This is a genomic window from Chitinophaga chungangae, from assembly GCF_017742215.1.
Classification (GTDB): domain Bacteria; phylum Bacteroidota; class Bacteroidia; order Chitinophagales; family Chitinophagaceae; genus Chitinophaga; species Chitinophaga chungangae.
In genome coordinates this window covers 1,052,115-1,070,330 of record NZ_JAGHKP010000003.1, presented here as the reverse complement: position 1 = coordinate 1,070,330, position 18,216 = coordinate 1,052,115, and the positions used below count along the sequence as shown (strand labels likewise).

The following is an 18,216-nucleotide window of genomic DNA, read 5'->3' as shown; positions in this document are numbered from 1 at the left end:
TTTTTTCTCCCGTGAAGCGGCTTGTTTTTTACCTCATTGCTTGTTATCTGCTCCTGCCCGGGCTTTCCGCCTGCAACAAGAATGATGCGCCCTTCACGCCGACAGACAGCATTGGAAAAGTGAACAAATGGGTGCTGGACAGTATGAAAAGATATTATTACTGGACGGACGAGATACCGCCGCATCCCGATTACCGCCTTTCCCCTCCCGAGTTTTTCCGGAGCCTGCTTTCCGGCAGCGACCGGTTTTCCTGGATCAGCGACGAACGCACCGCGCTCCCTCCCACCAGCACTTATTTCCGGTATGGGTTCCATTATGCGTTCATCAGCATACCTGGCTTTACAGACGGACTGGTGGGCGTTTGCACCTTCGTGAACAAAGGCAGTGCGGCGGAAGCGGCGGGGCTGCAGCGCGGGAGCTGTTTTATTAAGGTAGACGGCGGCGCAGTAACATTGGAGAATATGGCTGCGGTGAATTTGCGCATGAACGGTCATGCCGCCGGTCCTTTGCGCATCACGCGCGCGGAATGGGCCAACGGTGTGCTGACGCCGGGTGCGGAACGGAGCCTGAACGATGGGTTCGGAACGGAAGACGCGGTAATGTTCAACCGCATCTTCACCCAAAACGGGAAAGTGACGGGTTATCTTTATTACAGCACTTTTAACGAAGCGTACGATTCCCGGTTGCTGACAGCATTTGCAAAACTGCGGAGAGCACGTGTAACGGAACTGATACTCGACCTGCGTTATAACGCGGGCGGCAGCGTAGCGTCCAGCGCGAAGCTGGCGGCGCTGATAGCGGCAGATCTCAACCCGGGCGACAACTATGCTATTTACGCGGGCAACCGCAACATGGGAAAAGCACCGCGCACGTTGCAGGCCGTGCTCAATACCTCCGGCAGTCCCGCAGGAAAAGATTACAATCAACTGAAGGACGCACAGCTCAGTTTGCAGCGCATATTCGTGCTCACCACCCGCGGCACCGTATCGGCCGCGGAACTGGTGATCAACAACCTGAAACCTTATGTGCAGGTGATCCAGATCGGGGAAGCCACGATGGGAAAAGACGAAGCCGCGTTTATGATGCAGCAGCGGCCCTGGCAGATACAACCAACGGTATACAAACTGTTCAACGCGGGCAACGAAGGGAATTACAGCAAGGGGCTCGTTCCGCAGCACCAGGTGCAGGCGCTGGCCAGCCTGCCATTGGGAGCGCTTGGCACCGCCGAAGAACCGCTTACGGCCGCGGCCCTAAGGATCATTTACGGCCAGGACCTTCCCGGCCCTCCGGTACAGCTCAGGCGCGCGCCCGTTGAATTGATATATGACGCCGCGGCAGACCAGGCCAGGCATGCTTTGCCCGTTATCATTCATTCATCTGAACCTGAACCACTATGACGCCTACAGAACAGGACATTGCTTTCCGCCGGTACTTCAATGCCACCTACCCGCGGGTAAAGGCTTACCTGTCCACGGTGCTGGATACCAACCTGCATGTGGACGATATTGCGCAGGAGGTGTACATCAAATTGTGGAACAATTGGGAACGCGTCGATCACAGCACATCGCCCGACGGATACTTGTTTACCATCGTGCGGCATACCATTATCTCCCATTTCCGGAGCGCCAAAAACCGGAAAACCGCCATACTGCCGGAAAACGATGCGGAGCTCGGGCAGGAAAACAATTCGGAAGACAAACTTCAGCAGAAAGAATATCTCCATATTTACGAACAAACCCTTCAGACGCTTCATACCGTGAAACAACGATGTTTCCGGCTGCATTGGGACGCTGGTCTTACCTACCGCCAGATAGCCGACCAGGAAGGCATTTCGGTGAAAACGGTAGAACGGTACATCCGAGAGATCAAAACCGTGCTCCGTACAAAGCTGGACGTGCGTACGCTGTACGTGATCCTGCTGCTGCGGATCTTTTCCTGATCCCCTCAACTCCGTTAACCCACAATTCATTCATGCAAATACGTTTGAGGAGCATCGCCTACGCCGCTGCAAAACCTTTGCGGGTAAGCGTTTCCATGGCTTAACATTTTGGTAATATAAAATTTGTCTGTCTGCCGCCTTCCAATGCGTGTTATAGGTATGGAAACGCACCAGATCAGGCAATATCTCCGGCAAATGGCTGCCGGAAAACTGGAACCGGAAAAAGAAGACCTTTTGCTGGAAGTCCTGGCATCTGCCACGGAAGCGCAGCTGGAGGAGATCTATCCTGCGTCTGAATTTGCGGACGTTCGTCCTGTATCCGTCAGCCGGCGGGAGCTCGATAAAGCATACCATAAAGTAACCGGCGCGCGGCGAACGCCCCTGCGTTACCTGTATGCCTGGCGCGCCGCCTGTGCGGTGCTGGCGCTCGTTGTTTCAGGGTTTTTATACCGGGCGTACCGCGCGCAGCAGCCCGGCGCGCAACTGGTGGCGGAAGCCGCTTCCTGGAACACTTTCAGCACCGCCGAAGGCGAAACCAAACTGATCACGCTGGCCGATCAGAGCCGCATTTACCTCAATGGCGCATCGGAACTGAAAATACCCGCAACATTCAACGCAGGCAAAAGAGAAGTGCGCCTTTTGAAAGGAGAAGCTTTCCTTGTCGTGCACCAGGACGCCGGCAAACCGTTCGTTGCGCAGATGGGGGCTGTGCAGGTGAATGTATTGGGCACTTCCTTTAACCTGCGCAATTATCCCGGCGAACAGGAATCCAGCGTAAGCGTGCAAACCGGAAAAGTAGCCATGCAGCTGGAAGCGACCGGCGAAGCGTTGATACTGGCGGCCGGCAGGAAAGGCATTTTCAACAAACAGCGGAACAGTCTGGCCATGGCGGTAAACGCGGGCAAACCCGGCAGCTGGACGAAACGCGAGTTCTATTTCGACGATGCGCCCCTGCGCGACGTATTCCGCGACCTGCAATACACGTATGGGCTGCGATTCGAGGTGGAAGACAAACGGATGCTGGACAGGCCCGTGAAAGCCACTTTCAGGCAGCAGCAGCCGGAAGAGATCGTAAGGATACTGTCTTTAATGGGACAGTTTAGATACACCATGAAAGATTCCCTGGTTATCGTTCACAAATAAAAAATTAATACCTCCCTAAAATTTAAATGGTCCGAATGAAGCAATTTTTACAAAAGCCCTTGCTGAAAAGGGCAACGGCATTGTTTTGCCTGGTGTGTTTTGTGTTTGCAGCACCGTTTACAGGCCATGCTTATGCGCAGCCCGGGAAAAAAATGGATGTTGATTTTTCGCAGGCCCCGCTCCGCGACGTATTTGCTTTTGTTGAATCGAAAAGCGGTTATGCCGTAAATTATTTCAAAGACGAACTGAACCTGCAGAAAAAGATCGACCTGCATATGAAACAGGCCACGGCCATCGAGATACTCAGCGCGGCGCTGTCTTCCACCAGCTACAGCTACCGGGTGGAAGGGCGCACCATCATCGTCCGTAAAAAACAGGAAACGCCGCAACGCGCTTCTGGCAAAGTGAGCGGCGTGCTGGTAGACGAAAAGACCGGCGAGCCCATTCCCGGCGCCACCATCCGCATCGGCAGCCGCGGCACCGTTACCGACGTTACGGGCGCTTACGTGCTCGAGCTTCCCGCCGGAACTTACAATCTTGAGATCACCTCTGTTGGTTACAATAAAAAGAAAGTGACGGAAGTGGCCGTGCAGGCCGGCAAAGTGACCACGCTTCACCTCACTTTGTCCGTCGCCAAAGGCACACTTAAAGGTGTGGAAGTGGTAGGTACAGCCAAACGCGAAAGCCTTTCCGCGCTGTATGCCCGTCAGAAAAACAACTCCGCCCTCAGCGACGGCATCAGCGCCGAGCAGATCCGCCGTACGCCAGACAACAACGTGGCGCAGGTGCTCAAACGCATCAGCGGCCTCACCGTGCAGGACAACAAATTTGTGGTCGTGCGCGGCATGAGCGAACGGTACAACAACGTGCTGCTGAACGGTTCTTCGTTGCCCAGCACCGAGCCCAACCGCCGCAACTTTTCCTTTGACATCATTCCCAGCAACCTGATCGACAACGTGGTGGTGAACAAAACCGCCACGCCAGACATGCCGGGCGAATTTACCGGCGGGCTGGTGCAGGTGAACACGACAGACATCCCGAGAGAAAATTTTATCCAGCTGCAGGCAGGTACCGGTTTTAACAACAACAGCACCGGCAACGATTTTTACAGCACCCGCCGCCTGAACAGCGACTATTGGGGCGCGCCGGGGAAAGACCGCCAGTGGCTGGACCGTTCCTGGAACTCGCTGCAATACCAGCAGATGCGCGAAAGCAACGATGTAGCCGGCATGAACGCCATGAACGCGCGCATTCCCAACAATTACGGTCTTTACAAATACACCGCCAAACCCCTGCAGCAATACCAGCTCTCCATGGGCGGCAGCCGCCAGCTGAAGCCCGGCAGAACGCTTGGCGCCATCCTTTCCGGCATCTACCGCCACGAAGAGAACATCGAAAATTATGACGCCTGGTTCCGCGCCAGTCCTACCATCGTAAAAGACGCGCGGGAATACATTTTCACCACGGCGGTAGGCGCAATGGGCAATATTGCTTACCAGTCGCCGAAAACCAAGCTCGCCTGGCGCAATATTTTTAACCGCCGCTTCAGTCATGACAATATCGTACAGGAAACGGAAGATAAAAGCCGCGCCGGCCGGCAGCAGGAATATGTGTCGATGCTGGAAACCGGCGACCTGTTCCAGACCAGGCTTGAAGGCGAGCACCAGTTAAACAGTAAAGGCGTTAAATTCAACTGGTTTGCCGACCTCGCCAACGTTACCAAAGAACAGCCCGATACCCGTTATTCTGTAGCCATTCTCGACGGCACCGACCCGGAAACCGGCAAACCCCGCCGCCGTTTCGATTACAGCAGGATAGACGGTTCCACCATCAAAGACGGCGGCCTGTTCGCCTACAACCTGGAGGAAAAAAAGCAGAACATCGGCGGCGACCTCACCGTTCCTTTTAAGCTTAACGAACTTACACAGAAAATAAAAGCGGGTTACTGGGGCACCTTCCGCGACGCGGAATACAAACAGGTCTCGCTGGCCCCTACGGCGTACAACGGCGATACACGGGTGGATTCCATCGGTTACGGCAAAGAAGACTACGAGATATTCACCCCCGAAAATTTCGCCGCCGGCATCCTGTACTACCGGCCGATCTCGGCGGACGGGCTGGACGCTGCGGACTTTTATGACGGCCAACAGCGCCTGCACGCTACTTATCTTATGCTGGACCTGATGCCGCTGGAAAAATTGCGCGTGATAGCCGGCGTGCGGTACGAGAACAATACCATGACGGTGCATTCCACCACCAGGGTATCGTCTAACGCAAAAACGACGGATTCCACCGTAACCTACAAGGAACAGGATTGGCTGCCTTCCATCAATGTCATTTATAACCTGACGCCCGCCATCAACATTCGCGCGGCGTATAGCAGAACGCTGGCAAGGCCCGATTTCAGGGAACGTTCTTCCTTTAAATATTACGACATCCGCCTCCGCCAGGTAGTGAAAGGCATACATGGGCTGGAATACAGCCGGGCGGATAATGTGGACATCCGTTTTGAATGGTACCCCAGCCCGGTGGAGATCATATCCTTCACCGCTTTTTATAAAAAATACGACAAGCCCGTTGAATCCGTGAGCAACCGTTACCCGGACAACCGTTACGGCCTTTTTTATTTTAACCTGGAAGACGCGGTGAGCAAAGGCATTGAAGTGGATTACCGGCATTCGTTCTCTTTCATCAACCATCGCTCCGGGTTCTGGAAAAACCTTTTCCTGAGCGCGAACTTCAGCTGGATGGACAGCCGCATCCGTTATTACGACAAAAAACTGTCCAACGCCGCGCAGGGCCTGCCCCAGCCGGATGTGGACGATTCGCAGGCGACGAGGAACCGTCCGTTGCAGGGTTTGTCTCCCTACATCCTCAACACCGGTCTTTCTTACCAGGGCGACGTGATCGGCGCGAACGTGACGTACAACCGTTTTGGGCGCCGTGTAGTGTTCGCCGGCATGGACGACTACGACGACATCTACGAAAACCCGCGCGACGTAATTGACCTGCAGCTGAGCGCAAGGCTGCTGAAACAGCGCATGGAGCTTCGTTTCAACATCAGCGACCTGCTGAACCAATACTTCATCGAATATTTCAACAAAATACCGGATGGAAACCCGCCCACTTCGCCTTCCGAAGTCTTCAACGAAAACGACCCGAAAGGAATGGGCTATAACTCTGCATCAGACTGGACCATGAAACGCACAAAAAAAGGCACTTCGTTCACATTTACCCTGAGCTACCGCTTGTAGCCGGGAGATTAACCCACAGTTCATTCATCATGATAAAAACCCGACAAGTTAACTGCTTTAAAAAACTCGTATGAAAAAACATGTTTTGTTGATCGCCCTGGCAGCCGGATTCTTTGCTGCATGTAAAAAAGACAATGCTCCTTCACAGGAAGACCGCGGACTGAGCGCAGGCACAGTTGTTACCCCCTGCACCGGCACCGCTACCGCCTTCCTGCCGTCCGTTATCAGCGGCAACCGTACGCTGTTCAACGACACGATTTACATTCTCGACCAGAAATGCTGGGTAAAAAACGGTACCCTTACCATCGAGCCCGGTACAGTTATCAAAGGCAACAAAAAAACCACCGCTGCTGACGCCACCGCACTGATCATCACCCGCGACGCAAGCATCAACGCTGTGGGCACTACTTCCTGCCCGATCATCTTTACTTCCAACGTGGCGGTACCCGCTCCCGGCGACTGGGGTGGCCTCGTGATCATGGGCGATGCGCCCGTCAGCACGCCTTCAGGCGAAGCGCAGATCGAAGGTATCGATCCCCTCGGCGTGCCTGCCGGCGTTGATTACCTGTACGGCGGCGCTGCAGCCAGCGACAATTCCGGTTCTCTCCGGTACGTTCGCGTTGAATACGCAGGCGCTGTGATCGAAGAAGGCAACGAGCTGAATGGCATCACGCTGGGCGGCGTTGGCTGCGGCACTACCATAGACCACCTGGCCATCCTGTATGGCGCAGACGACGGCCTCGAGATCTTCGGCGGCAACGTAAACATCAAATACGTACTGTCTGCAGCTAACAACGACGACCAGTTCGACTTCGACTATGGTTACAAAGGCGCTATCCAATTTGCCGTAGCCATCATCGACCGCGGCGTTGTGTACGCTCCGAACAATTCAAACGGCATTGAGTGCGACGGCGGCCTGGTTTCTAACTTCCGCACCCGTCCCCTCCTGTCTAACTTCACCATCATGGGCCCCGAAAACTGCACCGTTAGCACTGCCAACCAGCTGCTGAACGCTGCGCGTTTCAGGGTTGACACGCGTTTTGTAGTACGCAATTCCATTTTTGCGAACTACCCGACCGGCATCAGGCTGGACGATGCCGGCACTATCGCCGCATTCAGCAACAGCAATGCAAACTATTGCTCAACCGACACGACCAAATCGTTCTTCTTCGACAACATCGTGTCTACCTGCAATTCCGCCAATGCTTTTGTGAACATGACCCCGCACTCCAGCACCGTGTACACTACCGAAGCGCTCATCGAGCTCGTAGACCCGACGCCCGCTTCTTTCGCAGACTATTTCAACGGCGGCGCAATTCCGTTATATCCTGCTAACGCCCCGGCTGTTGGCGGCACCGAATTCTGCGGCCTCGGTCCTGTTAAATGCACCTTCGCCTTCGATTCAAACGACCTGAAAGGCGGCGCGGTTGATCCCGCCGGCAACTACTGGCTCGCTGAATCATGGGTGACCGTGAAATAATTACATCCCGTCATGATGAATTAACTGGCGGGAGCGGCCCGTAAGCCGCTCCCGATTTTAAAAAACAAATACACTCATGAAGAAATCGATCTTTACGCTCCTTGCATTTATCATGCTGCTCTCCTGCCAGAAAGAAGGGGAACAGATCACGCATCCGGAATATTTCGAGGTGCAGCTCAAATGGTTCTACACCCCGAACGGCGCAACCGTTTACACCGCCGAAATAGACGGCCAGGTGCTGGTAGACAGCCTGAGCTACGGTCTGCCGGGATACAACTTCTCCCGCAAAATGTTCACCGGCAGCAGCAACGGCATGAAAAGGCTGGTGTTGAAAGAAGAAGAAACAGACAAGGTGGCGCTCGACACCGCCGTAATGGTTTCAGGCAAGGCGGCTTTCGAGCTGCTGGCCATCGCGCCGGACGACCGGCCGCGGATCATGGCGGGCGGCGGCGATGAAAACGAGCCGGAACCTTCAGACCGCAACAAGGCGAAATTCAGGTATTATTATTCGGAATCCCGCCTCCCCGATTCAGTGATCATGAAATTCTATTCCCTCAACCGAACTGTCAGGCCGTTTAAAAAAGACGAGCCCTCATTGGGCGAGATCGTCATCAAACGCGGCCGGTTTTCTCCCTATATCGAGCTTCAGACCAACATCCACGACAGGAACACCTCCTTCCTGTTCGAGCTGTACAATGCTGCCACCAAAGAAGTGATCCAGCCGATCCTCTTCAGAAACCCGGTGCAACCGCTTTTCGCCGATGGTTATTCCACTCCCGTTTCCTCCACAGGCAGCTCCGTAGACGGGTTGCCACGGTACAAGTTCATGACCTGCATTCTCCAATGGGGCCGCTCCGGCACTGCAGAAAAGTTCTATGACATTGAATTGTTCAAAACGCTTTATGAGTAATCAGTAAGTAGTAATTAGTACGCTCACCTCGTGTTACCCATTCAGAAGGCTGCCCCGGCGGCCTTTTGTTTTTACGGGCATCCCGTTCGTCAAGCCAAACCAACTTTTCATGTAATACAGGAATCCGGCAAATGCCGTACATTTAAATTACGGTATGAACCTCCTGAAAAAGATCTACAGCTGGCGGCTGCATCATGTGCTGTTCTGGGCCGCGTTTTTCGTGGTGTGGATCGCCCTGCGGATAGACGATTACCCGAACCTTACGCCTACCGTGCTGGCCGGGCTGCTCAAGGTGCTGTCCCTCGCCGGGGCCGTATATTTCACCAATTATGTACTGATCCCGAAATACCTGTATACCAAACGGTACGTCGCATTTTTCTTCAGTTTCGCCGCATTGGTGGCCGTTACCGGTTTTATCGTCATCAAGGTGCTGAACCTGATCCTCAGCCCTTACGCCTCCACCATCACCCACTGGCCCAATGCCACGCTCAACGCACAGCTGTACGACGTGTACATCCCGCTGTTTTTTATGGTGGGCGCGGCGGCAGGCATCAAATTTTATATCGATCAGCTGCGTACGCTGCACCGCCTGCAAAGCGCATTGCGGGCCGGCGCGGAGAACGAGCTGCAGTTCCTCCGTTCGCAGATCAACCCGCATTCGCTTTTTAATTCGCTTAATACCATTTATTTCCTGATCGATAAGGAGAACCGCACAGCGCGGGACACGCTCATGCAGTTTTCCGAGCTGCTGCGTTACCAGCTGTACGAATGCAATACGGAACAGGTAGACATCGGGAAGGAAATTCAATACCTGCGCAGCTACGTGGCCATCCAAAAGCTGCGGCACGGCGAACAGTACGATATCGTGTTCCGGCATGCGCCCGACGTGAAAGATTTCAGCATTGCGCCGCTGCTGCTGGTGCCTTTCGTGGAAAACGCCTTCAAACACGTGTCGCACCACGCCGCCAATTCGATCCATATCGATATGGAACGCAGCGACGGCGCTTTCCGCTTCCGCGTGCGCAACACCTGCGAGCCAAAGCCCGCGGCAGGAAACGGCGGTATCGGGCTGGCGAATGTAAAACGGCGGCTGGAACTGCTGTACAACGGCAGGCATTCCCTAGAAATCCAGCCGGGGCCAACCGATTATTCCATCACTTTAACTTTGCAAGTATGAACCTCCGGTGCCTTGTGGTAGACGACGAGCCGATGGCCCGCAAAGGGCTGAAGGAATATATTGCCGATGTCAGTTTCCTGGAGCTGGCCGGCGAATGCGATTCCGCCTTCAAAGCGGTGGAACTTTTGCATAACGAACAGGTGGACCTGCTGTTCCTCGACATACAAATGCCGCGCATGACCGGGCTGGAATTACTGCGCAGCCTGCCGCAGCGGCCGCTGGTGATACTCACCACCGCGTACGCCGATTATGCCGTGGAAAGTTTTGAGCTGGAAGTGTTCGATTACCTGCTGAAGCCCGTTTCCTTCGAACGGTTCCTGAAAGCCGTAAGCCGCGCCAAAACGGTGCTGAAAAAGGAAACGGCGGAGTTTTTTTTCATCAGGTGCGACAACCGGCTGGAGAAGATCGCGCTGGCGGACGTGCTGTACGCGGAAGCGCTGCAGAATTATGTGGCCATTCATACACAGGCGCGGAAATACATTACTTATCTCACGTTTAAAGGCGTGGAAGAATACCTGCCCGGCGAACATTTCCTGAAAGTGCACAAATCGTTCATCGTAGCGCTCGGCAAGATCGAAAGCATCGAAGGTAACGAAGTGATCGTGGGCGGTCATCATATTCCCGTAAGCCGCAACCTGAAAGACGAGGTGATGGAGAAGATCCTCCACAACCGCTTCCTCAAACGCTGAAACCAGCCCGTAAAAAGACAAAAAGCCGCCCGGCGCCTTGCCGGACAGCTTTTCATCTTTCGCTTGCCAAATGAAATAATATTCAGATTAATACCGGCCCGCCCTTCTTTTGCTGCTTCTCGCTTCCTGGCTTTTCGCCTTCTGATCGTTGCTGCCGAAATGATAAGCCGCCAGCCGGTATAACCACAGGGCCACAATGGCGGCAATAAAATAATACGTATACATACTCATATAGGTTCTTTTAGGGTTATTTAAGTTACTGTCCTCACGGAGGTCTCGTCCTACTCTGGTACCTTATTTTCCAAAAGCGTGCCATTTTTGTTAATGCGGGGCCATATGCAAAACAACTATAAATGAATGTTTAGAATTATGTGTTTTGATTCCCAGTACTTTTAGGAAAGGGGTAAAACGGCTCAAAAAAAATTGTCGTAACTTTGCGGCGTCATAACACGGATGTGCTATGACAGGAATTTTGTTCCACCGGCGTTGGTCCTTAAAATTCAAACATGGTTTTACATAACAGATTGTCTGCCACAGCGCTTAAGCAAAAACTGGCGGAAGAAACATTCAAACGCGTCACTGTTTCCTTTTATCAGTACGCCAAAATTACAGACCCCCGGGCCTTCCGCGACGGTCTTTACCAGGCCCTTTTCCAGCTTCACGTTTTCGGACGCATTTACGTGGCCCATGAGGGCATAAATGCACAGGTGAGTATTCCCGAACATCATTTTGAGGCGTTCCGGCAACACCTCGATTCCATTTCCTTCCTCAAAGGCATCCGGCTGAATGTGGCGGTGGACGATAACGGCAAATCTTTCTGGGTCTTAAAGATCAAAGTGCGGGAAAAGATCGTGGCGGACGGTATTACCGACCCTTCCTTCGATATGGACAACCGCGGCCGGTACGTGAACGCGGAAGAATTTAACCGCCTCACGGACGACCCGGAAACGGTGGTGATAGACATGCGGAACCATTACGAATACGAAGTAGGGCATTTCGACAAGGCGCTGGAAGTGCCATCCGACACTTTCCGGGAGCAGCTGCCCATGGCGGTGGATATGATGAAGGACCAGAAAGACAAAAACATCATCATGTACTGCACCGGCGGCATCCGCTGCGAAAAAGCCTCCGCCTACATGCTGCACGCCGGGTTCAAAAACGTGTTCCACCTCGAAGGCGGCATTATCGAATACACCAACAAAGCGCGGGAAATGGGGCTGCCCAATAAGTTCAGGGGCAAAAACTTCGTGTTCGACGACCGCCTGGGCGAGCGCATTTCCGACGAGATCATCAGCCAGTGCCACCAGTGCGGCGAGCCTTGCGACGAACATACTAACTGCGCCAACGAAGGCTGCCATCTTTTGTTCATCCAGTGCGAAAAATGCGCCGCCAAATACAAAGGCTGCTGCAGCGAAGCCTGCACCGAAGTGATCGCCCTGCCGGAAGAACAGCAGGCCGAACTGCGCAAAGGCATCGATAAGGGGCTGATGCTCTTCAACAAACGAAAACGCAGGAGAAATTCTCCTTCAAACGAAACATAAACAAAAATGCCGGGCGATCTTTTCCCGGCATTTTTTATAACACAATTCCTTTTTCTATTCGAACCGGAACGCCTGCCCCAGGATGCCCCCGAAGCCCAGCCGGATGCCCACGCGCGTATCCGCCTGGCTTTGATAACCCGCTACCACATCTACTCTCAGCACTTTGAAAATATTCTCCAAACCGGCGAATACTTCCACGTAATTATTGTCCCGGTTCACGTAAAACGCGTTGGAACCGGCCACCAGGTGCCATTTGAGACGGTTAAACAGCGGGATGCGGTTGGTGAGCAGGCCGTTGAAATGATGCTCCACGTTCGCCGTGCCGTACAATTTCGCCGTGGTGCTGTACTGGTAATACGGCGCCAGCTGGAAACTGTTCACATAACGGATGTTGAGGAAAGTCTGGTTGCCGTTGAAATGCTGCATATCCGGGATGCTCACTTTTTTATTGTTAAGGAAACCGCCCCCCGTAAAATGATAACGCAGCTCGCCGAACAGCTTGAAATTCATGTTGTCGCTCACGCCGATGTTCCATTTATCAAAGTCAGCGTCCAGCAAACCTTTGCGGTACGATGCCGTGAAGGTCGGGTATTTGGAGCCGAAGGCCACCTTGCGGTTCGGGTATTCGATGAAACGCTGCCCCGGCTGGAAACTCACGCTGCCGCCGAAAGCAAGCACCTCTTCGCGGGTGAACGGAATGTTCGCCAGTTCCTGCGGATGATTGGGCGTAAAGGTTTTATCAGCGTTTTTGAACAACACAAAATCCGTCGTATTCTCAACCGGAATGCGGCTTTCGTAATTGGCGTTCAGGCTGAAGGAAAAGGTGCGCTGGTAGTTGCGGTAAAAGTTCAACCCCCCGAACCAGCTTTCGTACAGTTTCATGTAATTCTCTTTCAGCAGCAGCGTGTACAGCGAGTTCATGATCGGCCCGATCGGCCCGGCGCCGTTGAATTGGGAAATACGTTTGCCGCCGGAAAGGCTCCACACGTTGCGCGTGCCGTATTCCCCTTCCCCGCTTCCCGAATAACTTAATGTCGTATATGCGTTAAGGTGAGTATTGTTAAAACCGTACCGGATGTTGTTGTTCCAGGCCAGCACTCTTTTATTGGGCAGGCTGAAAGTGAAGCCTGGTGTGATATACAAGGAAACGCCCTCTACCGTGTTGTAACTCAGTCCTCTCACGAGCGAGCCCATCCGGAAACTGTGCGATGAGATCGTGGAATCGGAACTGCGCTGGAAATACCAGTTGTGGCCCCATCCGTTGAGTATCACCGCATCGATCTTCACGGGCTGCGGTTTTTTCCGGAGCGAATCGAGATGGTAGCGCGACTTGGCAGAATCCCTGCGGGCTTTGGCGGTGCTGTCTTTTACGCGGAAGTCCTTCTGTTCCTCCGCCTCCAGCGGAATGGGACGGATGCTGTCCCAATAATTGATGCCCCTGAATTCCGCTTCCTTTTCATACTTCATCACTACTTTATTAAAAAATCCCTTCGGGAAAACGGGGTTGAGATCGTAATTGGAATATACGTTCACGGAATTGGCTACGATGTCGAAACCGAAAAGTTTGGTAGCCACGTACACCACCTGGTCTTTGGTGCGCCACACTTCCGGGTTCACCGGCACATGCGTTTGCCTGATCACCAATGTGTCCAGCAGTTCCAGCTGGTATTCTTTGGTAAGCATCAGGTCCGTGCTGTGAATGCGCCAGTCGTCTTCCGTGATAAAAATATACCCTGAAAAAACAGGCTCGTATTTGCGGCGCGGGATCACTTTGATTTTGTTGACCAGTTGGTTGTCGTCCATAAAAGTGCCTTCCAGCCTGTATTTGTAATAGAACAACGCGTTCTCTGAAATGGGCGAGATAAACCCGCGCGGGCCCAGCTCTGAAGCGACGGCCTCCACGTTGTTGTCGTAAAAACTGATGATGGTGGGAATGCTGAAGCCGAGGCCTCCCCCGCTTTGCCTGCTGGAAATCACTTCCAGCTTGGTATCCGGGGCGCGGCAGGAAATTTTTGTAATGGATTCGGACAACGATACGATGCCTTTGCCGGTGGAATCCACGCCAACGTCGTCCATATCGATCTTCTGGCCGAATATGCGTTTCGGGGTTTTACGCAGCTTCGCCAGCATTTTGATGTATGATTCGACGGTGAAGTTTTTTACCTGCGACTGGTAGAACGAGCGTTTTTTAATGGCCTGCCGGATGATGGCGTACGCGGGGTCTTCCCCGCCGGATTTCACCACTACTTCCCTGATCTGCATGCTGACCGGCTGCAGCACGAAATTCAGCTCCTGTGCGGCGCCGGCGGATTGCACGGTTTTTTCTTCCTTGCGGTAGCCCATGTATTGGCAAACGATCACATGCGTGCCCGGGGGAATATCGAATTGGTAAACGCCTTCGGCGTTGGCGGTGGTGCCCTGCGTGGTGCCTTTGATCATCACGGTGGCGAACGGCAGCGGCTCGCCTTTGTTGCTGGTAACGGTGCCTTTGATCAGCGCAGCGTGAACGGGTATGGCAAACAGGAATAAAAGCGATAGGGGTAAATATTTCGTCATATATCAAAAGTAACGGATACCGATAAACGATATATGCCTTCCGGGCCGTTTTAGGGCAATTTTAACAGAGTAGATCATTTGGATTTGCGGGCGGGCCGCAGCACGCTGGCGGAGAGGGCGCTTACGCCGCCTACCAGTCCCCCGATAACGCCGGTGATCAGGATCATGACCATCGGCAGGCCGGCTTTGAGGATCAGCTCGCTCATCCGGCTGGAAAGGATGTGCTCGTTGCGTACGTCGATCACCAGCGCGAGCGTGCCCCAGAGCAGGAAGACCGCGAGGAAGCCGCTGCCGAAGGCGCGGGCGGGAGATTGCTGCCAGAAAAACGCCACAATAAATGCCGCCAGGGAAATGCTCCACCAGTCCAGGAAAAGCCCGAGGATGTAACCGAGTATAACAGTGAGGATCAACGCAAGTACAAAACGCATAAGCGCAAATTAAAAAAGTGATGCAGGGTAATCGGGAAGAAAATTAAGGTATTCTTCGCAATTAACCCGCATCACCCGGGAAACAACCGGAGATTTATTATTCCGGTTATCGTAAAATAATACTGATGTTATTTTTAAAACTAATCACGGCTGTTGTCCAGCGCCTGTGTGATGTCTTGTATGATATCTTCGATATGTTCCAGGCCTACCGAAATGCGGATCAGGCCGGGCGTAATGCCTACTTTCAGCCGTTCCGGCTCGCTCAGTTTGCCGTGGGTGGTGCTGGCCGGGTGAGACGCGATGCTGCGGCTGTCTCCCAGGTTGGCCGTAAGGCTCAGCAATTCCAGTTTGTCCAGGAAACGCTGGCCTCTTTCCAGCCCGCCTTTCAGCTCGAAACAAACGATGCCGCCGCCTGCCGTCATTTGTTTGCGGGCGATGGCGTATTGCGGGTGGCTGGGCAGGAAAGGATATTTCACCCATTCCAGGTGAGCGTTGTTTTCCAGCGCCTGCGCGAGTTTCAGCGCGCTGGCGGAGTGGCGTTCCATGCGCACATGCAGCGTTTCAAGGCTGCGGCTCAATACCCAGGCGTTGAACGGGCTCATGCTGGGGCCGGTGCTGCGGCAGAAGGCGTACACTTCGTCTACCAGCTCCTGGCGGCCCAGTACGATGCCGCCGAGCACCCTGCCCTGGCCGTCGATCCATTTGGTGGCGGAGTGCGTCACCAGGTCTACTCCCATCGCGATGGGCTTTTGCAGCGCGGGCGTAGCGAAGCAGTTGTCTACGTTCAGGATCACTTTATGTTTTTTCGCGATCTGCGCCAGCGTTTCCAGGTCTACCAGGTCCAGCCCGGGATTGGAAGGCGTTTCCACGAAGATCATTTTGGTGGTGGGCTTTATCAGCGCCTCCACCGTCTCCGGTTTGGTGAGATCGAAATACGTATGTTCAATTCCCCATTTGGGCAGGAATTTGGTGATCACGGTGTGGGTGGAGCCGAAAATGGAAGACGAGCTGATAAGGTGGTCGCCCGTTTTCAGGAAGGCCATGAAGCTGGCGAATACGGCGCTCATGCCGGAAGCGGTGGCAAAGCCGGCTTCGGCGCCTTCAAGGGCGCGCATACGGTCGATGAACTCTTCCACGGTGGGATTGCTGAAACGAGTGTAGATAAACGCGTCCGTTTCGTCGGCGAATGCCGCGCGCATGGCTTCCGCGTCGTCGTAACAAAAACTGGAAGTGAGGTACAGCGGGCCGCTGTGTTCCCTGTGCGAAGTTCTTTCAGATTGTATCCGGATGGCCTGCGTTTCCGCATGCCAGGTTGGCTTGTTCTCTCTCTTGTTCATTGTATGGCTTGATATCAGGCGTTGAGTTTGATTTCCCAGGTAAGCCGGGTTTTGCCCTGGCGAAGGGTTTCGGCTACGGAGCAGTATTTGGTCATGGACAACTCCACGGCGCGGGCCGCTTTGTCCGCATCCACGTTGCCGCTGATGTGAAAGATGATATGCGCCTTTTCCCAAAGGGAAGGCTCTTTGCCTTTTTCACGTTCGGCGTCGATCTCGATACGGAAATCGGTGACTTCCTGCCGTTGTTTCTTCAGGATCATCACCACGTCGATGGCGGAGCAGCCGCCCAGGCCCATCAGCAACATCTGCATCGGGCGCACGCCGTTGTTTTTCCCGCCGTTTTCCACGGAGGAATCCATTAATACCTTGTGGCCCTGTTCGTCCACCGCTTCCATGTTGAATCCGTCGTCTATACGTTTTAAAGCGATCTTCATATTCGATGCTGATATTTTATGCAAAATTAGAAGTAAACCTTGTAAACAAAGATAATTCTTTACATGTAATAACTGTGATTGACAAATGGCGTTCATAAAAGCGCATAGGAAAATCGGGCGGGCTTTTGTAAGTTTGCGAAAATACAGCAGACGAATTGTCAGTAATGATCTATCATAACAGCCAGCCATTTACACTGGAATCCGGGGAAGTGCTGCCCGGCATCGACATCGCTTTTCATACTTACGGCACCCTCAGCAAACATGCGGACAACGTGATATGGATCTGCCATGCCCTCACCGCGAACTCAGACGCGGCGGACTGGTGGAAAGGCCTTGTAGGCGAAGGCAATGTGATGGACCCTTCCAAATATTTCATCGTTTGCGCCAACATCCTCGGCTCCTGTTACGGCAGCTCCGGCCCTGTTTCTTCCAACCGCGCGGCCGCGCAGCCCAGGAAGCAAAAGGGCGCCGTGCTCAGCGGCAGCCTGCTGCCTGAGCCTGGCGAAGAAAACGAACCGGGGGAAGGAACGCCGTATTACCGCGATTTCCCGCAGATCACCATCCGTGACATCGTGCACGCGCACATCCTGCTGCGCAAACACCTGAACATAGACCATATTTATATGCTCGCGGGTGGCTCCATGGGCGGTTACCAGGTACTGGAATGGTCGCTGATGGAACCGGAGCGCATCGGCAGGCTGTTCCTGCTGTGCACCGGCGCGGCCGAAAGCGCCTGGGGCATTGCCGTGCATACCTCGCAGCGGCTTGCCATCGAGGCAGACAGTACCTGGCAGGAACCGCGGAAAGACGCGGGCGCGGCCGGGCTGAAAGCCGCCAGGGCCATCGGGATGCTCACTTACCGCAATTACCAGACCTTCATGGCCACGCAAACCGACCCGGACAAAGAAAAGACCGACGGCTTCCGTGCTTCCTCCTATATTGAATACCAGGGCGAAAAACTGGTGAAACGTTTTAACGCGCAAAGTTACTGGCTGCTCACCAAAGCGATGGACAGTCATAACATCGCCCGCGGCCGCCATGCCGACGTAGCCACCACCCTGCGCCAGATCGAGCAAAAAACGCTACTGATCGGCATCACGAGCGATATTTTATGCCCGCCGGAAGAACAGATGCTGCTGGCGCAACACATGCATAATTGTCTTTACCACGAAATCGATTCCCCTTATGGCCACGACGGTTTCCTGATCGAATTCGAGAAGATCGGGCGGATCCTGGCAGGTTTCCTCGACGAAAATTAGCCATTTCCGCACTGCTGACGCAACTCCCGGTTTGAGGGCACGAAGCCCCGTGCCCTGAACGGAAAACAC

At 53.8% G+C, this 18,216-nt stretch carries 15 protein-coding genes; 10 read left to right on the top strand and 5 right to left on the bottom strand.

Going from position 1 to position 18,216, the window contains the following annotated elements:
* Positions 1–11: 11 nt before the first annotated feature.
* The 8 genes from J7I43_RS18680 (at position 12) to J7I43_RS18645 (ending at position 10,592) form a co-directional block, all read left to right on the top strand.
* On the top strand, positions 12–1,397 hold the full coding sequence (locus tag J7I43_RS18680) for a S41 family peptidase (RefSeq protein WP_209147377.1): 1,386 nt from the start codon (positions 12–14) through the stop codon (positions 1,395–1,397).
* Complete coding sequence (locus J7I43_RS18675) at positions 1,394–1,939, top strand: RNA polymerase sigma factor (RefSeq protein ID WP_209147376.1); 546 nt, start codon at positions 1,394–1,396, stop codon at positions 1,937–1,939. Before J7I43_RS18680 ends, J7I43_RS18675 begins: the two co-directional genes overlap by 4 nt.
* Before the next feature lie 159 nt (positions 1,940–2,098).
* The gene (locus J7I43_RS18670; RefSeq protein WP_209147375.1) at positions 2,099–3,082 is read left to right on the top strand and encodes a FecR family protein; all 984 of its coding nucleotides are present in this window, start codon (positions 2,099–2,101) and stop codon (positions 3,080–3,082) included.
* Positions 3,083–3,117: 35 nt separating this feature from the next.
* On the top strand, positions 3,118–6,336 hold the full coding sequence (locus J7I43_RS18665; protein WP_209147374.1) for a TonB-dependent receptor domain-containing protein: 3,219 nt from the start codon (positions 3,118–3,120) through the stop codon (positions 6,334–6,336).
* Positions 6,337–6,406: 70 nt separating this feature from the next.
* Positions 6,407–7,816 carry a hypothetical protein gene (locus J7I43_RS18660; protein ID WP_209147373.1) on the top strand — a complete coding sequence of 470 codons (1,410 nt, stop codon included), beginning with the start codon at positions 6,407–6,409 and terminating at the stop codon, positions 7,814–7,816.
* A gap of 76 nt (positions 7,817–7,892) precedes the next feature.
* The gene (locus J7I43_RS18655) at positions 7,893–8,726 is read left to right on the top strand and encodes a hypothetical protein (RefSeq protein ID WP_209147372.1); all 834 of its coding nucleotides are present in this window, start codon (positions 7,893–7,895) and stop codon (positions 8,724–8,726) included.
* Between the two features lie 154 nt (positions 8,727–8,880).
* The gene (locus J7I43_RS18650) at positions 8,881–9,903 is read left to right on the top strand and encodes a sensor histidine kinase (RefSeq protein WP_209147371.1); all 1,023 of its coding nucleotides are present in this window, start codon (positions 8,881–8,883) and stop codon (positions 9,901–9,903) included.
* Complete coding sequence (locus J7I43_RS18645; RefSeq protein WP_209147370.1) at positions 9,900–10,592, top strand: LytR/AlgR family response regulator transcription factor; 693 nt, start codon at positions 9,900–9,902, stop codon at positions 10,590–10,592. Before J7I43_RS18650 ends, J7I43_RS18645 begins: the two co-directional genes overlap by 4 nt.
* Positions 10,593–10,679: 87 nt before the next feature.
* On the opposite strand, the gene J7I43_RS18640 is transcribed toward J7I43_RS18645, so the two are convergent.
* The gene (locus J7I43_RS18640; protein WP_209147369.1) at positions 10,680–10,823 is read right to left on the bottom strand and encodes a hypothetical protein; all 144 of its coding nucleotides are present in this window, start codon (positions 10,821–10,823) and stop codon (positions 10,680–10,682) included.
* A gap of 275 nt (positions 10,824–11,098) precedes the next feature.
* Here J7I43_RS18640 and trhO point away from each other — a divergent pair, with 275 nt between their 5' ends.
* The gene (gene trhO, locus J7I43_RS18635; protein ID WP_209147368.1) at positions 11,099–12,133 is read left to right on the top strand and encodes an oxygen-dependent tRNA uridine(34) hydroxylase TrhO; all 1,035 of its coding nucleotides are present in this window, start codon (positions 11,099–11,101) and stop codon (positions 12,131–12,133) included.
* A gap of 54 nt (positions 12,134–12,187) precedes the next feature.
* Here the strand turns inward: trhO and J7I43_RS18630 are convergent, their stop codons facing one another.
* From J7I43_RS18630 to J7I43_RS18615, 4 genes are all read right to left on the bottom strand, one after another.
* Positions 12,188–14,689 carry a DUF5686 and carboxypeptidase regulatory-like domain-containing protein gene (locus tag J7I43_RS18630; RefSeq protein ID WP_209147367.1) on the bottom strand — a complete coding sequence of 834 codons (2,502 nt, stop codon included), beginning with the start codon at positions 14,687–14,689 and terminating at the stop codon, positions 12,188–12,190.
* A gap of 74 nt (positions 14,690–14,763) precedes the next feature.
* Complete coding sequence (locus J7I43_RS18625; RefSeq protein ID WP_209147366.1) at positions 14,764–15,117, bottom strand: hypothetical protein; 354 nt, start codon at positions 15,115–15,117, stop codon at positions 14,764–14,766.
* 140 nt (positions 15,118–15,257) lie between these two features.
* Entirely contained in the window at positions 15,258–16,454 is a 1,197-nt protein-coding gene (locus tag J7I43_RS18620) for a trans-sulfuration enzyme family protein (RefSeq protein ID WP_209147365.1), read from the bottom strand.
* 14 nt (positions 16,455–16,468) lie between these two features.
* Positions 16,469–16,888, bottom strand: a complete 420-nt coding sequence (locus tag J7I43_RS18615) for an OsmC family protein (RefSeq protein ID WP_209147364.1) — start codon at positions 16,886–16,888, stop codon at positions 16,469–16,471.
* 164 nt (positions 16,889–17,052) lie between these two features.
* Between J7I43_RS18615 and J7I43_RS18610 the strand changes: the two genes are divergently transcribed.
* Positions 17,053–18,147, top strand: coding sequence for a homoserine O-acetyltransferase family protein (locus J7I43_RS18610; RefSeq protein ID WP_209147363.1), 1,095 nt, complete (start codon positions 17,053–17,055; stop codon positions 18,145–18,147).
* Positions 18,148–18,216 lie beyond the last annotated feature (69 nt).

Excerpts from the sequence above, each read along its gene's own strand:
- J7I43_RS18670 (WP_209147375.1), top strand. The coding sequence starts at position 2,099 with ATGGAAACGCACCAGATCAGGCAATATCTCCGGCAAATGGCTGCCGGA.
- J7I43_RS18665 (WP_209147374.1), top strand. The coding sequence starts at position 3,118 with ATGAAGCAATTTTTACAAAAGCCCTTGCTGAAAAGGGCAACGGCATTG.
- J7I43_RS18645 (WP_209147370.1), top strand. The coding sequence starts at position 9,900 with ATGAACCTCCGGTGCCTTGTGGTAGACGACGAGCCGATGGCCCGCAAA.
- J7I43_RS18640 (WP_209147369.1), bottom strand. The coding sequence starts at position 10,823 with ATGAGTATGTATACGTATTATTTTATTGCCGCCATTGTGGCCCTGTGG.
- J7I43_RS18610 (WP_209147363.1), top strand. The coding sequence starts at position 17,053 with ATGATCTATCATAACAGCCAGCCATTTACACTGGAATCCGGGGAAGTG.
- J7I43_RS18615 (WP_209147364.1), bottom strand. The coding sequence starts at position 16,888 with ATGAAGATCGCTTTAAAACGTATAGACGACGGATTCAACATGGAAGCG.
- trhO (WP_209147368.1), top strand. The coding sequence starts at position 11,099 with ATGGTTTTACATAACAGATTGTCTGCCACAGCGCTTAAGCAAAAACTG.
- J7I43_RS18660 (WP_209147373.1), top strand. The coding sequence starts at position 6,407 with ATGAAAAAACATGTTTTGTTGATCGCCCTGGCAGCCGGATTCTTTGCT.
- J7I43_RS18620 (WP_209147365.1), bottom strand. The coding sequence starts at position 16,454 with ATGAACAAGAGAGAGAACAAGCCAACCTGGCATGCGGAAACGCAGGCC.
- J7I43_RS18655 (WP_209147372.1), top strand. The coding sequence starts at position 7,893 with ATGAAGAAATCGATCTTTACGCTCCTTGCATTTATCATGCTGCTCTCC.
- J7I43_RS18630 (WP_209147367.1), bottom strand. The coding sequence starts at position 14,689 with ATGACGAAATATTTACCCCTATCGCTTTTATTCCTGTTTGCCATACCC.
- J7I43_RS18650 (WP_209147371.1), top strand. The coding sequence starts at position 8,881 with ATGAACCTCCTGAAAAAGATCTACAGCTGGCGGCTGCATCATGTGCTG.
- J7I43_RS18675 (WP_209147376.1), top strand. The coding sequence starts at position 1,394 with ATGACGCCTACAGAACAGGACATTGCTTTCCGCCGGTACTTCAATGCC.
- J7I43_RS18625 (WP_209147366.1), bottom strand. The coding sequence starts at position 15,117 with ATGCGTTTTGTACTTGCGTTGATCCTCACTGTTATACTCGGTTACATC.